Origin of the sequence: Thiobacillus sp. SCN 63-57, from assembly GCF_001725555.1 — a bacterium.
GTDB lineage: Bacteria > Pseudomonadota > Gammaproteobacteria > Burkholderiales > Thiobacillaceae > Thiobacillus.
Genome location: NZ_MEGP01000021.1, coordinates 1 through 16,046 on the forward strand (window position 1 = coordinate 1; position 16,046 = coordinate 16,046).

The following is a 16,046-nucleotide window of genomic DNA, read 5'->3' on the forward strand; positions in this document are numbered from 1 at the left end:
CAAAGGAGTTGGGTCTACATAAGCAGTCAGAGTGTCTGATAGACCATCCTCGTCTGCATATGATTCGTAGCCCAGTGTGTCAAAGATGCCTGCTTCACGGGCAATCTTTTTGTCTCCTTCTGTGCCTGCGTGCTGTACAAGGAAACAACGGCGGCTTCTACCTATCGCAAAACCAATCTCGTAGACGACATTTGGATTCAAGTAGGTTATGTCGGCAACAACGAACTTGGACGCATCAATGCCCTCTATGATTGGAGAGATAAGAGGTGCACCTGCAATATCGTTGAACTCCCAGGGGTCATATCGTAGGTGACTAAGCTTACGATTAGCCTTCGCCACGCCGCTTGCAATTAGTTTTGACAATGCCTTGTCGCGTGATGGGTATGCGACGAAAGCATGGTCCACTGATGTTTGTTCTGGATGCACCTTATCTCCCTGCACACTAGTTTCGCTACCGCAGACCTTGCTGGCGATCTTTCCAACATTATGTATCAAGTTGTTTGGATGCCCCTCAATATCTCCCAGCGCATATTTGGTCCATATCTAGTGACTTGTTGCCATGTTATTCAATGACCGCTTTGGCCGAGAACCGGTCGTACTGCAAGTCGACACCTATAACCGAAACAAGCGAATAAGACTTTGTCACGTGCCTGTTGTGCCAAACTATCGCCCAACCCCCAACAAGACATCCCCATGACCGACCCTCGCTCCCGCTGCACTTGGTGCGGCACCGATCCGCTCTACTGCGCCTACCACGACGAGGAATGGGGCGTGCCTCTGCACGACGAACGCGCGCTGTTCGAATTCCTGATTCTGGAAGGCGCGCAGGCGGGGCTGTCGTGGCTCACCATCTTGAAGAAGCGTGAAGGCTACCGACGCGCATTCGACCATTTCGACGTCGAGCGCATCGCGCGCTACGGCGAAGCGGACGTGGCGCGGCTGATGGCGGATGCGGGTATCGTGCGTAACCGGCTGAAGATCGAATCGACGATTACCAACGCGCGCGCGACGCTGGCGCTGCGCGAAACGCTGGGCGGGCTGGACGCCTACTTCTGGAATTTCGTGGACGGCCGCCCCATCCACAATGCGAGGAAAAACATCGGACAGGTGCCGGCCAGCACGCCGCTGTCCGACGCGATCAGCAAGGACCTGAAAAAGCGCGGCTTCAAGTTCGTCGGCTCGACCATCGTGTACGCGCACATGCAGGCCACAGGCATGGTCAACGACCATACGGTGGATTGCTTCCGCCATCGCGAGGTGGCCGGAACGGCTCAGCGGAAGTAGCCGCTGGGCGACGCGCCGAACTGGCGCTTGAACATGGTGGCGAAGGCGCTCGGGCTGTTGTAGCCCAGGTTGAGCGCGACGTCGACGACCTTCACGCCCGCGGCCAGTTGTTCCAGTGCCGTGATCAGGCGCGCCTGCTGGCGCCACTGGCCGAAGGTCATGCCGGTCTGGCGGGCGAAGCGGCGCTGGATGGTCTTGGCGTCGACGCCCAGGCGGCCTGCCCAGTCGCCCAGCGTGGAGGCATCGTCGGGCGCGTCGGTCAGGACGCGGCAGATGGCCAACAAGTCCGGATCGCTGGGCTGCGGCAGATGCAGCGGCAGACTGGGCAGCACCGCCACTTCGTCGAGCAGCAACTGCATCAGGCGGCCGTCGCGCGCAGCCGGATCGTAGGGCTGCGCCACCTCGATGGCCGCCAGAATCAGTTCGCGCAGCAGCGGCGAGATGCCGACCACTTGGCAGTCTGCCGGCAGGTTCGGGCTGGCGTCGGGGCGGATGTAGACGGTACGGATTTTCACATCGCCGACCATGCGGATGCCGTGCGGCTCGCGGGCCGGCACCCAGAGGCCGCGCGTGGGCGGCACCACCCATTGGTCGCCCCGGGCGGCAACCACCATGACGCCCTGGACGGCATGGATGAGCTGGGCGGTGGGGTGGCTGTGGCTGGGTACCACGTGGCCGGTGGGATAGTCGATGGCCTTGCCGGTCACGGGCATGTAGCCCTGGTCCAGATTCAGGCTGCCGTGTGGGGAAATGTCCATTTCAAAAAGGTCGATGCCTTAATTCAGCGAGACGGACAAGCATCTTAGCCCTAAATTGGTGCCTCGTATCCTTTCGAGCCCGCCGCCATGACGACCGCGCATTCCGCCGCCGACCGTACCACCTTCAAGGTACTGGGCGCGATCAGCTTCTCGCATTTTCTCAACGACACCATGCAGTCGCTGCTGATCGCGAGTTACCCGCTGTTCAAGAGCAGTCTCCATCTCAGCTTCGCGCAGATCGGCCTGATCACGCTGGCCTTCCAGTTCACCGCCTCGCTGCTGCAGCCGCTGGTGGGCGCGTATACCGACCGTCATCCGAAGCCGTTCTCGCTGTCGCTGGGCATGGGCTTCACCCTGGCCGGATTGCTGTTGCTGTCGCAGGCGACCACGTTCCCGCTGCTGCTGGCCGCCGCCGCGCTGGTCGGCAGCGGCTCGTCGATCTTCCACCCGGAAGCGTCGCGGGTCGCGCGCATGGCCTCGGGCGGGCGGCACGGCCTGGCGCAGTCGATCTTCCAGGTCGGCGGCAACGCGGGGGCGGCGTTCGGGCCGCTGCTTGCAGCCTGGGTCGTGCTGCCGCACGGCCAGAAAAGCCTGGCCGTGTTCTCGCTGTTCGCGTTGCTGGCCATGATCGTGCTGGCGGGGGTCGGCATCTGGTACCGCGACCAGCACCGCAAGCCGAAAAAGGCCGCATCCGCCGGCGGTCACGACCTGCCGCGCGGCCGCGTGCTGCGCACCCTGGCGGTGCTGATGGCACTGATGTTCTCCAAGTTCTTCTACCTGGCCAGCATCAGCAGCTATCTCATTTTCTATCTGATGCAGCACTACGGCATCGGCGCGCAGGAAGCACAGTACCACCTGTTCTACTTCCTGTTCGCGGTGGCGGCGGGCACGCTGCTGGGCGGGCCGATCGGCGACCGCATCGGCCGCAAGCGCGTGATCTGGCTGTCCATCCTGGGCGTGGCGCCGTTCACGCTGGCCCTGCCCTACGTGGGTCTGGCCGCGTCGGCGGGACTGACGCTGATCATCGGCTTCATGCTGGCCTCGGCCTTTCCGGCCATGGTGGTCTACGCGCAGGAACTGATGCCGGGCAAGGTCGGCACCGTGTCGGGGCTGTTCTTCGGATTGGCCTTCGGCCTGGCCGGCATCGGCGCCGCCGTGCTGGGCGGGCTGGCCGACCGCTGGGGCATCGAAACGGTCTACATGCTGTGTTCGTTCCTGCCGCTGATCGGCCTCTTGGCGGTGTTCCTGCCGGATCTGCGCAGTCAGGCCGGTGCCGTGCGGGCGACGCCCATGCCGGCCACGATACCGGTCAAATGACGCCCACCGGGTCTTCGTTCATCCCGGAAAAAACCCGGTACGACTGACGGCCCTGGCCGACGCTAGGCAGCGCGCGCCATCTCGCCAAGTTTGCGCACGGTGTTCCAGTTGCGGCTGGTCATCGGTACGCCCAGCAGACGTTCCAGGGCAGCAGCGAGCTTGGACCGGCCGATGCCGTCCGGCGCATGCAGGTAGAGCACATCGCCCGCCAGATGAAAACGTTCGCTCGCGGCTCGGAGTTTTTCCAGGCCGTCGAGATCGGGCCGGGGCGGAACGGTGGCGAGGAAATTCACGTACAGGGTGGTAGGCACGGTCTCCGCTTCGGGATAGGGATTGCCGTTGATCACCGCTTCCAGCATTGGCATCTCGAGCAGCCGCACCCAGGGTTCGAAGCCGTGGCTTTTGCCGATGGCGACGGCGATCTTTTTCGACAGCAGCGCGAGATCGACCGCCTTGCCCTGGAACACCACGTTGCCGCTCTGGATGTAGGTCGCGACACCTTGCAGGCCGAGCCCTTCCAGCACTGCCGCCAGTTCTTTCATCGGCAGTGTGTTGTTTCCGCCCACGTTGATGCCACGAAAGAGAGCGATATACGTTTTCATCGCGTCGCCACGGCACGTGCCCGGCCAGGCCGGTTCGCGCTACTCGACCGCTTCGCCGCCGAAGCGCGCCTGGGCAAGCTCGGCGGCACGCACAACGGCACGGGCCTTGTTGAGGGTTTCCATCCATTCGCTGGCGGGCACCGAGTCGGCGACGATGCCGGCGCCGGCCTGCGCGTACAGCATGCCGTCCTTGACCACCGCGGTGCGGATGGCGATGGCCAGGTCCATGTCGCCGTTGAAGCCGAGGTAGCCCACCGCCCCGGCGTAGATGCCGCGCTTGCTCGGTTCGAGTTCGTCGATGATTTCCATCGCCCGCACCTTGGGCGCGCCGGAGACGGTTCCTGCCGGGAAGCTGGCGCGCAGCACGTCGAGCGCGGTCAGGCCGGGCTTCAGCCTGCCCTCGACGTTGGAGACGATGTGCATGACGTGCGAGTAGCGCTCGATCTGCATGTTCTCGGTCACCTTGACGCTGCCGGTGACGGCGACGCGCCCGGTATCGTTGCGCCCCAGGTCGAGCAGCTGCAGATGCTCGGCGCATTCCTTGGGGTCGGCCAGCAGTTCTTCGGACAGGCGCTGGTCGTCCTCGCGCGTCAGGCCGCGCGGCCGGGTGCCGGCGATGGGGCGCAACGTCACGAGGTCGCTCTCGAGCCGCACCAGGATTTCCGGCGACGAACCGACGACGTGGAAGCCGCCGAGATCGTAGAAGAACATGTAGGGCGAGGGATTCAGGCTGCGTAGCGCACGGTACAACGAAAGCGGCGACGCGGCGAACGGACGCGCCATGCGCTGCGAGAGCACCACCTGCATGACGTCGCCAGCAGCGATGTAGTCCTTGGCCTTCTGCACCGCGGCCTTGAATTCGGCCTCGCCGAATTCCGAACTCGGCTCTGCCGTATCCGCAGCAGGTTCGGCCGGTAGCGTCACCGGTGCGCTCAGTTTGTCGGTCAGCTCGGCCAGGCGCAGATGCCCCTGCGCATACGCATCCGGCTGCATCGGGTCGGCATGCGTGATGAGATAGAGTTTGCCGGCGAGGTTGTCGAACACCGCCAGTTCCTCGGTCAGCATCAGGAGAATGTCCGGCGTGTGCAGCACATCGTCCTTGCGCGGCCGATTCTGATTAAATTCCGGCGCTAGGCGTTTCTCGATGTAGCGGATGGTGTCGTAGCCGAAATAGCCGGCCAGTCCGCCGGTAAAGCGCGGCAGTCCCGCCACCGGCGCGGCCTTGAAGCGCGCCTGGAACTCGGCCACGAAAGCCAGCGGATCGGGCAGGTTGTATTCCTCGATCACCTTGCCGTCGGTTTCCACCGTCAGCAGATGGGCACGCACGCGGATCACGGTGCGCGCCGGCAGGCCGATGAAGGAATAGCGCCCGAAGCGCTCGCCGCCCACCACCGATTCGAGCAGGTAGGTGTAGGGCGCGTTGGCCAGCTTGAGATACACCGACAGCGGCGTTTCCAGGTCGCCGGGCAGTTCGCGCACCAGCGGAATGCGGTTGTAGCCCTGGCGGACGAGGTCGAAAAAGTCTTGTTCAGTCATTTGTCAGTGAGGCGTAAAGGGTAAGGGGTGAGGAATGGAGTACAACACGACGCCGCCATCGCGCACTCGCGCCGGCACTGCACCTCACGCCTATCGCCTCACGCCTCACCGATTCAACCCTTGACCACCATCTTGGCTGCCTCGGCCAGACTCGGCACCACGGCATCCAGGTCGAGTTCGGTCACCGGACGGCCGCGGTTGTAGCCGTAGGGTACGCAGAACACTGCGCTGCCGGCGGCACGCGCGGCCTGGGTGTCGTTGAGCGAGTCGCCGATCAGCAGCAGATCGGTCGGTTTGATCTTGAACACCTCGCAGGCATGCAGCAAGGGCAGCGGGTCGGGCTTGCGCTTCGGCAGCGAGTCGCCGGACAGGATCAGTTCGAAATAATCGAACAGGCCGGTGTCCTTCAGCAGCGGATGGGTGAACGCTTCGGCCTTGTTGGTGATACAGGCCACGCGCAGCCCCATCGCCTTGAGCGCCTGCAGGCCTTCGACCACACCGGGGAAGGGGCGCGTGTGCAGGGACACGTGGGCGCTGTAATGCTTGTTGTACGAAGCGATGGCTTTCTCGAACAGCGCCGTATCCGGCTCGGCGTCCATGTCGCCGGTCAGCACGCGCTTGACCAGCCGCGACACGCCGTTGCCGATGTAGGTGACGATCGTGTCCAGCGACGGGCACGGCAGGCCGAGTTCGGCCATCATCAGTTCGGCTGCGTAGGCCAGATCAGGCGCGGTATCGAGAAGGGTGCCGTCGAGATCGATGACGACGGCTTTGATGGGAAGAGGGAAGCTTTTCATATTTGCATGAGGGGTGAGGCGTAAGGAGCGATTGGCTGCGGGCTTTTACGCCTCACGCCTGACTCCTCACGCCTTACTTCTTAATCAGACCTTGGCCAGTTCTGCGCGCATCGCGGCGATGATGCTGTTGTAGCGCTGCGGGTCGCTGTCCTTGGCGGCGCCGAACACGGCCGAGCCGGCGACGAAGGTATCGACGCCCGCGCGTGCGACTTCGGCGATGTTGGCGGGACCGACGCCGCCGTCGATCTCGATGTTCACCTTGAGGCCGCGGTCGTCGATCATCTTGCGCACGGCGCGCGCCTTGTCGAGCACGTAGGGGATGAACTTCAGCAGCACCATGTCGAGCTTGTCCAGGGTGTATTCCAGCACGTCGAGCGGGGTGGCCGGGTTGAACACCAGGCCGGCCTTGCAGCCGTTTTCCTTGATCAGGCCGATGGTACGGTCGATGTGCTCGGAGGCTTCCGGGTGGAAGGTGATGTAGGTGGCGCCGGCCTTGGCGAAGTCGGGAATGATGCGGTCGACCGGCTTCACCATCAGGTGGACGTCGATCGGGGCGGTGACGCCATGCTTGCGCAGGGCCTCGCACACCAGCGGCCCGATGGTGAGATTGGGGACATAGTGGTTGTCCATCACGTCGAAATGGACGATGTCGGCGCCGGAGGCAAGTACGTTGTCGACCTCCTCGCCCAGCTTGGCAAAATTGGCGGACAGAATGGACGGGGCGATGCGATACGTCATGGGAAGGGCTCCTGGGATTTCTGCGGATTTTCGGGAAACCCGACCATTTTACCAGCCCGTCACGTCATTGCGTTACACTCGGTGCATTCCATTCCGTCGAGCAATCCCGTGGCAGAAGGCAAGAAATACCAGATCAGCATCAACGTCAACACAACCTATCTGGCCGACCAGAGCGACCCGTCGGCGGATCGCTACGTGTTCGCCTATACCATCACCATCGCCAACAGTGGGACGGTAGCAGCGCAACTGATCTCGCGCCACTGGATCATCACCGACGCGGAAAACGTCACTCAGGAAGTGAAGGGACTTGGCGTGGTGGGCGAACAGCCGCTGCTGCGGCCGGGCGAGAGTTTCGAGTACACCAGCGGCACCGCGATGGCGACGCCGGTCGGCACGATGCGCGGCACCTATCAGATGGTGGCGGAAGACGGCAACAAGTTCGAAGCGGAAATCCCCCCGTTCACCCTGTCGATGCCACGGGTATTGCATTAGAGTGAGCGGTAAGCGGCAAGCGGTCTACCCGCTTACCACTCACCATTCACTTCTTCATCGTCCACCACACGATGAATGCCAGCAATCCCGCCGCAATGGCAGCTTCCAGTATCAACCAGCCCAGTCCTTGGGTTTCCATTAAGCGCGATACTCCCTTGATATACTCGACAGGTGTTTTCGATGTGAGCCATCTTCACCCGTGATGCCGTTACGCGCAAGCCCGTGGCTGTTCGTTTTGTTGCTGTCAGCCTGTGCGGTATCCCCTCCCACGGCGCCGCCGGTGCCCAGCCCCATTCCCCGTCCGGCACCGGAGCCGGCGCCGGCACCGCCTGCAGCGCCCATCCCCACGCCGGCCGTCACCTATTCCACACTCAAGCCGGTGAGCTGGTCGTCGGTCGGTCTGGGAAAGGACGAGCAGATCGGCGAAGCCTGGGTCGCCTTCCTGCGCAGTTGCGCCACGCTCGTCAAACAAAGCGGCTGGCAGGCGGTATGCAGCGAAGCGATGTCCATGCCTCCGCCCGATGACAAGGCTGCGCGCGCCTTTTTCGAGCAGCGGTTCCAGCCTTACCAGGCCACGCAGGAAGACGGCAGCACCGACGGCATGATCACCGGCTACTACGAGCCTCTGCTGAAAGGCGATCGCGTGCGCACCGAACGTGCGCGCTATCCGCTCTATGCCGCGCCGGACGATCTCATCACGGTCGATCTGGCGAGCATTTATCCCGAACTGAAAAGCCTGCGCCTGCGCGGCCGCCTGGTCGGCAACAAGATCGTGCCCTACCTCACCCGCAAGGAAATCGAGCAATCTTCTGCCAACGGCAGCGGCGACGGCTTCAAGGGCAAGCCCATCGCCTGGGCCGAGGATCCGGTCGACCTGTTCTTCCTGCAGATCCAGGGATCGGGCCGCATCGAGCTTCCCGATGGTTCACACATGCGGGTCGGCTATGCGGACCAGAACGGCTATCCCTATCTGTCGATCGGCAAACTGCTGGTCGAACGCGGCGAACTCAAGCTCGAACAGGCTTCGATGCAAGGCATCAAGGACTGGGGCGCGAAACATCCGGACAAGCTGCCCGAACTGCTTGCCAGCAACCCGAGCTTCGTCTTTTTCCGCGAACTGCCCGACGGCCTGCCCGGGCCGCTCGGTTCGCTCGGCGTTCCCCTGACCGGCGGCCGCTCGATCGCCGTCGACCCGAAGTTCATTCCGCTCGGCGCGCCGGTCTTCCTGGCCACCACCCGGCCCAATTCGACACAGCCGATGAACCGGCTGGTGATGGCGCAGGACAGCGGCGGCGCGATCAAGGGCGGCGTGCGTGCCGATTTCTTCTGGGGTTTTGGTGATGAAGCTGGTGAACTCGCCGGCCGCATGAAACAGCGCGGCCGCATGTGGGTGTTGCTGCCCAAGGCCTTATCCGGCATCGTCCCGCGGTAGCGCCGAACCCCCTGAAGCACTGCGCCGAGCGACTTTAGTGCAACAAATCCGACAACTCATCGGCATGCGTCTCTTCAATCGCCAGGATGCCTTCCAGCATGGTGCGTGTCGTCGGATCATGCTGGGCAAAATACCGCACCATCTCCCGATAGCTCTCGATCGCAATTCTTTCAGCCACGAGATTCTCGCGGATCATCGCTTCAAGCGTATCGCAAGTCTTGTATTCGGCATGCGATAGCGTCGCAAGCCTGTCGGGGTTGAATTCTGGCGTACCGCCCAGTTGCACGATTCGCTTGGCGATCAGGTCGGCATGGGCCAATTCCTCGTTTGAGTGCACCAGGAATTCCTGTGCAATCGGCTCGGAATTGATCCCCTTCGCAACGAAGGAATGCTGGCGGTACCGCAGGGTGCAAACGAGCTCGGTGGCCAGCGCATCATTCAGTATTTTGACCGCGGCCTTCGCGTTCATGCCGTAGTCGTCGGTCACGGCTCCTTCCTCGATATGCTTGCGGGCTCGGGCCCTGAGTGTTTTTACATCCGACAGGAAACCTGCCGGATCGGACGTTTCGCCGGAGCGGCTCTGCCGGCCCGTCTGAGTGGGTGCGCTGCGCATGGATGAACTCCTGTGGGAAAGCGATAAGAGCCGTCGACCCTTACATCTTGTTTTGAACGTCCTTCGCCGTATCCTGGACTTTTTCGCCGCCCCGTTCCATATCCTTGCCGGCGCCCGCCACGGTATTGCAGCCTGCCAAGACGACAAATACCGAAGACATTAAGAATGCAAAAAGTGTTTTCATGGTGTTCTCCCGAAGTCAAGAAATAGGCTGTGGCCCTTGCAATCCGTGCCAGTCTGTCTTTTCGCCGGATTGTGAAAACATCATATGCCCCGGCGACGGGGCGATTCTGTCGGATGGAACGGATTGACCTGTCGGATGATTCCTGCAATAAACAAACGCTCATCCAGACCGCGAGCGAAGCCCAATCATGTCGAATACGCCTCTCCCCGCACAGTTGAATGAAGGGCCGCGATCCGACGATGGATTGCGGCGCAGCACCCACCTCTATCTCGCAGTCGGCATGGCGCTTCTGATCGGCCTGTTGGTGGCGAGCTACATGCAAGCCTCGGCAGGCCTCGACGCCCTGAAAGAGTTCGGCTTGATGAATCAGCGAGCCGACCATCTGGACCGTTTGAGCCAGCTTCTGGTCGAGGCGCAATCCTCGGTTCGCGGCTATGCGCTCACGCGCGAACCGGCCTATTTCAACGCCTACAAGACCGTCCGTCCAAAAATCCACGACACGTTGGAAATCATCAAGCGGGACGAGCAGGGCGGTGCGCAGGCAGGCACCGTCGAGCAACTCGTCAAACGGGCAGAGAACCTGGCGGCCCGCATGGAGCTCACCGCCCGTCATGTGGAAGGCGGGATTGCGCTGGACACCAACTGGTTTGCCCAGGATTCGCTGGCGATGGATGCCTACCGGCAACAACAAGCCACGATGAAAGTCGCCCTGCTCACAAGAAATCTGCAGAACGTCAAACAATCCACCAACGGCTTCGAAAATGCCCGCCTCAGCGCGATAGTCCTTGCCGGCGCTTCGCTCCTTTTGCTGATGCTGGTCGTCTCGCAGCAGCAGAAGAAACAGGATCTACGGGAAAAAATCCATCGCATGTTGGCACAGGAAAACGAGCGGCTTGAATACGAAGTGCGTAGCCGTACCGAAGAGTTGACCAATCTTGCCACCTACCTGACCACGGTACGGGAGACGGAAAAACTGGATCTGGCGCGCGAGATGCACGACGAGCTCGGCGCGCTGCTGACTGCAGCCAAGCTCGACGCGGACTGGATCGAACGCAAACTTCCCTCCGACGCGCAGGCGCTGGTTGCACAACGTCTGGTGCGTCTCCGCCAGAGCCTGGCCAGCGGGATCACGCTCAAGCGCCGCATCACCAACAATCTGCGGCCCGCCCTGCTATACGATCTTGGACTCATCGAGGCGCTGAAGGCGCTTATCGAGGAATTTCGGCAGGGCGAGGAGAAGATCGACGTCGTCGTGGCATTGCCGGAGTCCGAGCCCGAACTCTCCGAGGACGTCTCGCTGAGCCTGTTCCGCATCGTCCAGGAGGCGTTCACCAATATCCGCAAATATGCTCAGGCCCACCATGTCAGGGTGTCGCTGCACATGACCGCGGAAACCATCGAACTGGAAGTCGAGGACGACGGCATCGGGTTCGACCCCGCTTCGCCCAAGCTCGCCCGGCATGGATTGGCTGGCATCAAGCACCGCGTTTTCACGCATGGAGGACAACTCGACATCCGCTCCGCTCCGGATGCAGGCGTCACGATCCGGGTGACACTTCCAGCCTGAGGCGCAGGCGCCGTTCCGGTTCAGGGCAAGGATTGCTTCCGTGCTGCGGCTTCGTTGACGTAATCGATCAACTGGTTGATCTGCATGGACTTGTCGAAGAAGGCATCCATCCCGAAACGGTCGCAGCGCTGGCGCATGGTGGCGTGCGCGTAGTTGGTCAGCACCACCTTGTCCGGGGATCCGTACAAGCCGGAATCCGTCTGCAGCGCATCCAGCACACCGATACCGCTGCCTTGTTTGAGTTCGATATCGATAATCACCAGATCGACCGGTGTCTCGGCCAGGCGGCCCAGCGCCTCGGTTTCACCCTCCGCGCAACCGCAGAATTCGACTCCGTCGAGTTCACCCAGTATGCCGCCGAGCAGCTCCTGCAATAAAAGCGAATCCTCGATCAGAAAAACTTTCAACATGGAAGTATCGGAAAGCATGTGATGGGCACTCACCCGATAAGACGCCGCGTTATTGCGTAATGAGTCCGTGTCGTATTGCATAGGTTGCCAGTTCCGCGTTGCTGGTGACATTGAGCTTCTCGGTCAGCCGCGAACGATAGGTACTGATGGTCTTGACGCTGAGATGTAGCTGTTCGGCAATGTCTGACACGGATTCGCCGCGCACCAGCCGCAAAAAAACCTGAAGCTCGCGATCCGAGAGAATTTCATGCGGTTCACCGCTGCGCCCGCCGCTCATTTCATCTGCAAGCAATTCCGCAGTGCGCGGCGACACATAGCGGCGCCCGAGCGATACCGTACGAATCGCCTTCAACAATTCGGCCTGTTCGCAGTCCTTGCACAAATAACCGTTGGCGCCATTCTTGATCATGGCCAACGCATAGCTTTCCTCCGGGAAGCCGCTCAGAATCAGCACCTTGAGGTCGGGGTGGCGCTGTCGTACGGTACGCAACACATCCACCCCGCTCTTGCCTGGCAATGAAATATCAAGCAGCAGCACGTCGCATGGCGTGGTGCGCAAGTGAGCAAGCGCATCGTCGCCGTTCGCCGCCTCGAAACTGATGCTGATCGCGGAATCTTCATTCAGCAGTTCGCGAAAGCCGGTTCTAACAATTTGGTGATCGTCCACGATGGCGACCTGGATCATGCCATGCTCCCGTTCTGTAGGACTTCCGCCGATCTGGGCCGGGTCATGTCAACGACCCCGCATGAGATTGACCACGAAGGTGGCGAGCGCCATCACCAGAAACACGATAAACAGAATCTTGGCGATGCCGGCCGCACCGGCCGCCAGCCCTGTAAATCCGAACACGGCGGCGATGATGGCGATAATAAAAAATACCAGTGCGTAATACAACATGAGTGTTCTCCTGATTTTTCCAGAACGTGAAATGGAAAGGGTGTAGCAGGACGGGGTTCCCCGAAGTGGTTACTTGCCAGCTTAAGCCGGGTGCCAGGCTGTACCATCGGCCCCCACTGAAAGGCCTGTCAGATAACGCTGACACACCGGTGTAACCGACAGGCATGCTTACTTGATTGCCCGTGCCGCGAACACCCCCAGTAGCAGAAACACGACGAAAAGAACGACCGCGATGTAGAACAGGATCTTGGCCGCAGCGGCAGCACCCGCGGCAATGCCAGTGAACCCGAACAGGCCGGCAATCAGCGACACGATGAAAAATAACAGCGCCCATTTAAGCATGATGATCTCTCCTCACAGGGTATTGCGGTAAAAGCGCAGGCACAGCACCAGCGCACGACAAGTGCCTTCCGCAGGGAACGGGGAAAGCGCAAGAACAGTGATTCCGCACCGATCCGCCGTATCCCCGCTCCACGGGGGCGGAGAGGGAGCATGATCGCGACAGAGTGAAGCTCGACAGCATCGACATGCGTTTTCCAGGTGATGTCGTTACGGCAATGGCTTCATCCTGAATCGGGGAATAGAAAGCGTCTGTCGGAGAACACCACGACGCATCCCGGCAAACAGTTCCTCCCCCTGTAAGCCTCGTCCGACACCATCCCGCCTCAGGCATTCCGTCGGATGTCGCCTACACGCGATCAAAGCATTGACGGACAAGGGACCGCGGCATACGCCCATTCGAATCGCTCCGGTCCAGGCTTACGATCACCTCAGGCCTGCAATCAGTGCTGGCTCGCCTTTTTCTTTTCACGTTTATTAATTAAAGGAACGCTTCCATGGAACCGACAACTCTCAATCCCAAGACCCCGAATTCGCAGAACGACACCGGCAGCAATGCAGCCAAAGAGCACGTTAACCGCTCGCTGGAGGAGGCAAAGGCGGGTGCCGCCGAAGCTGCCGCCCACGGCAAGGAAATTTTCCGCAACAGCGCTGCGCAAGTCCGCGAAGCCCTCAGCCACACGACCGACCAGGCCGCCCAATATGTGCAGGCCCAGCCCTTGAAGTCCCTGTTGATGGCGGCCGCGGCGGGCGCAGCGATCGCCATACTCGCAGGGACGGTCGGCAAGCGCCACGGACATTCGTGATGGGCCTGCGCCACGGGAAGGGGCGCTGAAGGATGTGGCCGCCTCTGCTCAGGATATTGCTGGACGAGCCAGCCCTCCTGGCCGAGCATGCAGCCGCCTATTCCGCGCTCATTCGGCAGGAGGCGATGCACTTGCAGGCGCGCCTGCTCCGGCGCCTGGGTTATTTGTTATTGCTGGGTGCGGGCGTCCTGCTCGCTGTAATGTTTGCAGGCATCGCCCTGATGCTGCATGCGGCTGACGAAGGCTGGTACTGGCTGCTGTGGACAGTGCCCCTCATACCCCTGGCCGTTGCCGCGTTCGGAGCCTGGCGCCTGAAGAGCGACACGCCGGGATACCCGGCGTTTAGGCGCGTGCGCGCCCAAGTCGCGGACGACATGCAATTGGCTGGCTGGAAGAAACCGCAATGACGACGCCTGTACCCGGAATCCAAACGGATCATCCCACCGACCCCGAGGATCGGCTGGCGCTCAACCGCGCCATCCTGCGACAACGGCTCGCCCGCCTGCGGGATCATCACGCACCCGGCGCACTGGGAGTGCTCGACCAACTAGCCCGGAGCGCTCTCCCGGTTGCACGCCGGGTTGTGGCAGACAACCCGTATGCCAGTCTCGGCGGGGGCATGCTGGCAGGCATGATACTGATGTACTGGAAACCCTGGCGCAGTTTGAGCGGATCGGTGCTGGTCGGCCTGCTTGCGCGGCAGGTGCTTGCCCTCGTGCCATCGCCCGGCGCTCACGCTCTCGACTGGTTGATGGCAGCAGCTCGCGCCGGGCGTAAACCGATCCATCCCGCTCGCGCGAGCGGATCCGGAAAATGAAACATGCGGAGATTGACTTCACCCGCTGTCGGCCATTCCCGAACCCTGCTCTTTCCGGGCCTGTTCCAATGGCTGGCCCTGCTCGCCATCGCCTCGCTTGCAGCCTGTGCCACGCTGCACCCGACGCTGCCTGAGACGATGTACCCGATACCCGAGTCGGGGCCCGTGGCGTTTGAAAGCGCTCACGGCCCGGTTTCGACACAGACAAGCAAGCAGATCATCGATACCCTGGAAGACGCCTCAGGCGATGACGCCATTCTGAAAAAACATCTCGCCGTCGAGGAGGCGCTGAACCAGGACAGTCCGCTGGTTCTGGGCAACAAGCTCAGCCTGCTGCAGGACGGACCTGCCACCTATGCCGCCATGTTTGCGGCCATCCGCGCCGCCAGGCACGTCATCAACCTGGAAACCTATATCTTCGACGACGGCAGGATCGGCACCGAATTTGCCGACCTGCTGCTGGCCAAACAGGCGTCGGGTGTTCAGGTCAACGTGATCTACGATAGCGTCGGCTGCCTGGACACCCCTGCGGAATTCTTCGATCGTCTGCGCGAGGGCGGCATCCGGATTCTCGAGTTCAACCCGATCAACCCGGCGAACGCCCACAAGCGGAAATGGCGGCTCAACAACCGCGACCACCGCAAGCTGCTCGTGGTGGATGGCCGGATCGCCTTTCTGGGCGGGATCAATATCAGCGAATCGTATTCGAGCGGCTCGTTCTCCCGATCGCCCAAGAAGAAGCATGGCAAATCCCAGGCTGGATGGCGCGACACGCAACTGCAGATCGAAGGCCCGGTCGTCGCCGAGCTCCAGAAAGATTTCATGGACACCTGGGCACGGCAAAAAGGCCCGCCGCTGCCCGAGAAACACTATTTCCCGAAACTTGTCACCGAGGGCGATGAAATCGTGCGGGCCATCGCCAGCGAATCGGACGAACCGGCCAGTCCGATCTATCTCACTCTGCTGTCCGCCATCGACCACGCGGAGCGTTTCGTCCATCTGACCAATGCCTATTTCGTGCCGGATCCCCATCTGGTTCGCGCCCTGGTCGGCGCGGCGCGCCGCGGGGTGGATGTGCAACTCATCCTGCCCGGAAAAAGCGATTCCTGGCTGGTCTTCCAGGCCGGACGATCGCATTACACCGAACTGCTACGCGCCGGCATCCGGATCTACGAGCGCCGCGACACCGTCCTGCATGCCAAGACGGCGTCGATTGACGGTGTATGGGCCACGATCGGTTCGACCAATCTCGACTGGCGAAGCTATTTGCATAACGACGAAATCAATGCCGTGATTCTGGGCACCCATTTCTCACGTCAGATGGAAGCCATGTTCGACCAGGATCGGGCGGCTTCCACCCTGATCGAACCCGCCCGCTGGCAACGCCGCTCTCCCTTGCAGCATATGGAGGAATGGGTCGCACGGCGGTTCGAATACTGGCTGTAGCCCACTTCCG

21 protein-coding genes are annotated in these 16,046 nt (G+C 61.7%); 9 read left to right on the forward strand and 12 right to left on the reverse strand.

All coding sequences use genetic code 11. The annotated features are described in order from the left end of the window. On the reverse strand, positions 1–426 hold a 426-nt coding region (locus ABT23_RS09510; RefSeq protein ID WP_296634212.1), incomplete at its 3' end, for a hypothetical protein. 267 nt (positions 427–693) lie between these two features. On the opposite strand from ABT23_RS09510, the gene ABT23_RS09515 reads away from it, so the two are divergent. Continuing rightward, positions 694–1,284: a DNA-3-methyladenine glycosylase I gene (locus ABT23_RS09515; RefSeq protein WP_296634214.1), complete on the forward strand. Its 591-nt coding sequence runs from the start codon at positions 694–696 to the stop codon at positions 1,282–1,284. Here ABT23_RS09515 and ABT23_RS09520 read toward each other — a convergent pair. Then, complete coding sequence (locus ABT23_RS09520) at positions 1,272–2,042, reverse strand: helix-turn-helix transcriptional regulator (protein ID WP_296634217.1); 771 nt, start codon at positions 2,040–2,042, stop codon at positions 1,272–1,274. The genes ABT23_RS09515 and ABT23_RS09520 overlap by 13 nt on opposite strands. A gap of 87 nt (positions 2,043–2,129) precedes the next feature. Between ABT23_RS09520 and ABT23_RS09525 the strand changes: the two genes are divergently transcribed. After that, the gene (locus ABT23_RS09525; RefSeq protein ID WP_296634220.1) at positions 2,130–3,359 is read left to right on the forward strand and encodes an MFS transporter; all 1,230 of its coding nucleotides are present in this window, start codon (positions 2,130–2,132) and stop codon (positions 3,357–3,359) included. Between the two features lie 62 nt (positions 3,360–3,421). Here ABT23_RS09525 and ABT23_RS09530 read toward each other — a convergent pair whose 3' ends face one another. The 4 genes from ABT23_RS09530 to rpe form a co-directional block, all read right to left on the reverse strand. Then, positions 3,422–3,961, reverse strand: coding sequence for a DUF1697 domain-containing protein (locus ABT23_RS09530; protein ID WP_296634222.1), 540 nt, complete (start codon positions 3,959–3,961; stop codon positions 3,422–3,424). A gap of 39 nt (positions 3,962–4,000) precedes the next feature. Beyond that, the gene (trpE, locus tag ABT23_RS09535; RefSeq protein WP_296634225.1) at positions 4,001–5,497 is read right to left on the reverse strand and encodes an anthranilate synthase component I; all 1,497 of its coding nucleotides are present in this window, start codon (positions 5,495–5,497) and stop codon (positions 4,001–4,003) included. A 113-nt stretch (positions 5,498–5,610) separates the two neighbouring features. Then, entirely contained in the window at positions 5,611–6,294 is a 684-nt protein-coding gene (locus ABT23_RS09540; RefSeq protein WP_296634229.1) for a phosphoglycolate phosphatase, read from the reverse strand. A gap of 84 nt (positions 6,295–6,378) precedes the next feature. After that, the gene (gene rpe / locus ABT23_RS09545) at positions 6,379–7,032 is read right to left on the reverse strand and encodes a ribulose-phosphate 3-epimerase (protein ID WP_296634232.1); all 654 of its coding nucleotides are present in this window, start codon (positions 7,030–7,032) and stop codon (positions 6,379–6,381) included. Positions 7,033–7,140: 108 nt separating this feature from the next. Here rpe and apaG point away from each other — a divergent pair, with 108 nt between their 5' ends. Together apaG and ABT23_RS09555 are read left to right on the forward strand one after the other, a co-directional pair. Beyond that, positions 7,141–7,524: a Co2+/Mg2+ efflux protein ApaG gene (gene apaG / locus ABT23_RS09550; protein ID WP_296634235.1), complete on the forward strand. Its 384-nt coding sequence runs from the start codon at positions 7,141–7,143 to the stop codon at positions 7,522–7,524. Positions 7,525–7,726: 202 nt separating this feature from the next. After that, the gene (locus ABT23_RS09555; protein WP_296634238.1) at positions 7,727–8,956 is read left to right on the forward strand and encodes an MltA domain-containing protein; all 1,230 of its coding nucleotides are present in this window, start codon (positions 7,727–7,729) and stop codon (positions 8,954–8,956) included. 34 nt (positions 8,957–8,990) lie between these two features. Here the strand turns inward: ABT23_RS09555 and ABT23_RS09560 are convergent, their stop codons facing one another. Together ABT23_RS09560 and ABT23_RS09565 are read right to left on the reverse strand one after the other, a co-directional pair. Continuing rightward, the gene (locus ABT23_RS09560; protein WP_296634240.1) at positions 8,991–9,569 is read right to left on the reverse strand and encodes a ferritin-like domain-containing protein; all 579 of its coding nucleotides are present in this window, start codon (positions 9,567–9,569) and stop codon (positions 8,991–8,993) included. Between the two features lie 40 nt (positions 9,570–9,609). After that, positions 9,610–9,729 (reverse strand): entericidin A/B family lipoprotein, encoded by a 120-nt coding sequence (locus ABT23_RS09565; protein WP_245539255.1) that lies wholly within the window; start codon positions 9,727–9,729, stop codon positions 9,610–9,612. A 211-nt stretch (positions 9,730–9,940) separates the two neighbouring features. Here ABT23_RS09565 and ABT23_RS09570 point away from each other — a divergent pair, with 211 nt between their 5' ends. Next, a complete protein-coding gene (locus ABT23_RS09570; protein ID WP_296634242.1) occupies positions 9,941–11,320 on the forward strand; it encodes an ATP-binding protein in 1,380 nt (459 codons plus the stop codon). Between the two features lie 20 nt (positions 11,321–11,340). On the opposite strand, the gene ABT23_RS09575 is transcribed toward ABT23_RS09570, so the two are convergent. The 4 genes from ABT23_RS09575 to ABT23_RS09590 all read right to left on the reverse strand — a co-directional run bounded on the left by ABT23_RS09575 (position 11,341) and on the right by ABT23_RS09590 (position 12,970). Next, positions 11,341–11,730, reverse strand: coding sequence for a response regulator (locus tag ABT23_RS09575; RefSeq protein WP_296634244.1), 390 nt, complete (start codon positions 11,728–11,730; stop codon positions 11,341–11,343). A 49-nt stretch (positions 11,731–11,779) separates the two neighbouring features. Then, on the reverse strand, positions 11,780–12,415 hold the full coding sequence (locus tag ABT23_RS09580) for a response regulator transcription factor (protein WP_296634246.1): 636 nt from the start codon (positions 12,413–12,415) through the stop codon (positions 11,780–11,782). 48 nt (positions 12,416–12,463) lie between these two features. Continuing rightward, on the reverse strand, positions 12,464–12,628 hold the full coding sequence (locus tag ABT23_RS09585; RefSeq protein ID WP_296634248.1) for a DUF1328 domain-containing protein: 165 nt from the start codon (positions 12,626–12,628) through the stop codon (positions 12,464–12,466). Positions 12,629–12,796: 168 nt separating this feature from the next. Next, positions 12,797–12,970, reverse strand: a complete 174-nt coding sequence (locus ABT23_RS09590) for a DUF1328 domain-containing protein (protein WP_296634251.1) — start codon at positions 12,968–12,970, stop codon at positions 12,797–12,799. Between the two features lie 494 nt (positions 12,971–13,464). Between ABT23_RS09590 and ABT23_RS09595 the strand changes: the two genes are divergently transcribed. From ABT23_RS09595 to ABT23_RS09610, 4 genes are read left to right on the forward strand one after another with little or no spacing between them, the layout of a single operon-like run. After that, on the forward strand, positions 13,465–13,773 hold the full coding sequence (locus tag ABT23_RS09595) for a hypothetical protein (RefSeq protein WP_296634254.1): 309 nt from the start codon (positions 13,465–13,467) through the stop codon (positions 13,771–13,773). A gap of 32 nt (positions 13,774–13,805) precedes the next feature. Further along, positions 13,806–14,180 (forward strand): hypothetical protein, encoded by a 375-nt coding sequence (locus ABT23_RS09600; RefSeq protein WP_296634256.1) that lies wholly within the window; start codon positions 13,806–13,808, stop codon positions 14,178–14,180. Beyond that, positions 14,177–14,590, forward strand: a complete 414-nt coding sequence (locus ABT23_RS09605; RefSeq protein ID WP_296634263.1) for a hypothetical protein — start codon at positions 14,177–14,179, stop codon at positions 14,588–14,590. The genes ABT23_RS09600 and ABT23_RS09605 overlap by 4 nt, the downstream gene beginning before the upstream one ends. A 3-nt stretch (positions 14,591–14,593) precedes the next feature. After that, positions 14,594–16,036 carry a phospholipase D-like domain-containing protein gene (locus ABT23_RS09610; protein WP_296634267.1) on the forward strand — a complete coding sequence of 481 codons (1,443 nt, stop codon included), beginning with the start codon at positions 14,594–14,596 and terminating at the stop codon, positions 16,034–16,036. Positions 16,037–16,046: the final 10 nt, after the last annotated feature.

What these genes read in the sequence shown, in the direction of transcription:
- ABT23_RS09515 (WP_296634214.1), top strand. Translation starts at nt 694, where the DNA reads ATGACCGACCCTCGCTCCCGCTGCACTTGGTGCGGCACCGATCCGCTC.
- ABT23_RS09520 (WP_296634217.1), bottom strand. Translation starts at nt 2,042, where the DNA reads ATGGACATTTCCCCACACGGCAGCCTGAATCTGGACCAGGGCTACATG.
- ABT23_RS09525 (WP_296634220.1), top strand. Translation starts at nt 2,130, where the DNA reads ATGACGACCGCGCATTCCGCCGCCGACCGTACCACCTTCAAGGTACTG.
- ABT23_RS09530 (WP_296634222.1), bottom strand. Translation starts at nt 3,961, where the DNA reads ATGAAAACGTATATCGCTCTCTTTCGTGGCATCAACGTGGGCGGAAAC.
- trpE (WP_296634225.1), bottom strand. Translation starts at nt 5,497, where the DNA reads ATGACTGAACAAGACTTTTTCGACCTCGTCCGCCAGGGCTACAACCGC.
- ABT23_RS09540 (WP_296634229.1), bottom strand. Translation starts at nt 6,294, where the DNA reads ATGAAAAGCTTCCCTCTTCCCATCAAAGCCGTCGTCATCGATCTCGAC.
- rpe (WP_296634232.1), bottom strand. Translation starts at nt 7,032, where the DNA reads ATGACGTATCGCATCGCCCCGTCCATTCTGTCCGCCAATTTTGCCAAG.
- ABT23_RS09555 (WP_296634238.1), top strand. Translation starts at nt 7,727, where the DNA reads ATGCCGTTACGCGCAAGCCCGTGGCTGTTCGTTTTGTTGCTGTCAGCC.
- ABT23_RS09560 (WP_296634240.1), bottom strand. Translation starts at nt 9,569, where the DNA reads ATGCGCAGCGCACCCACTCAGACGGGCCGGCAGAGCCGCTCCGGCGAA.
- ABT23_RS09565 (WP_245539255.1), bottom strand. Translation starts at nt 9,729, where the DNA reads ATGTCTTCGGTATTTGTCGTCTTGGCAGGCTGCAATACCGTGGCGGGC.
- ABT23_RS09570 (WP_296634242.1), top strand. Translation starts at nt 9,941, where the DNA reads ATGTCGAATACGCCTCTCCCCGCACAGTTGAATGAAGGGCCGCGATCC.
- ABT23_RS09575 (WP_296634244.1), bottom strand. Translation starts at nt 11,730, where the DNA reads ATGTTGAAAGTTTTTCTGATCGAGGATTCGCTTTTATTGCAGGAGCTG.
- ABT23_RS09580 (WP_296634246.1), bottom strand. Translation starts at nt 12,415, where the DNA reads ATGATCCAGGTCGCCATCGTGGACGATCACCAAATTGTTAGAACCGGC.
- ABT23_RS09585 (WP_296634248.1), bottom strand. Translation starts at nt 12,628, where the DNA reads ATGTTGTATTACGCACTGGTATTTTTTATTATCGCCATCATCGCCGCC.
- ABT23_RS09590 (WP_296634251.1), bottom strand. Translation starts at nt 12,970, where the DNA reads ATGCTTAAATGGGCGCTGTTATTTTTCATCGTGTCGCTGATTGCCGGC.
- ABT23_RS09595 (WP_296634254.1), top strand. Translation starts at nt 13,465, where the DNA reads ATGGAACCGACAACTCTCAATCCCAAGACCCCGAATTCGCAGAACGAC.
- ABT23_RS09600 (WP_296634256.1), top strand. Translation starts at nt 13,806, where the DNA reads ATGTGGCCGCCTCTGCTCAGGATATTGCTGGACGAGCCAGCCCTCCTG.
- ABT23_RS09605 (WP_296634263.1), top strand. Translation starts at nt 14,177, where the DNA reads ATGACGACGCCTGTACCCGGAATCCAAACGGATCATCCCACCGACCCC.
- ABT23_RS09610 (WP_296634267.1), top strand. Translation starts at nt 14,594, where the DNA reads ATGCGGAGATTGACTTCACCCGCTGTCGGCCATTCCCGAACCCTGCTC.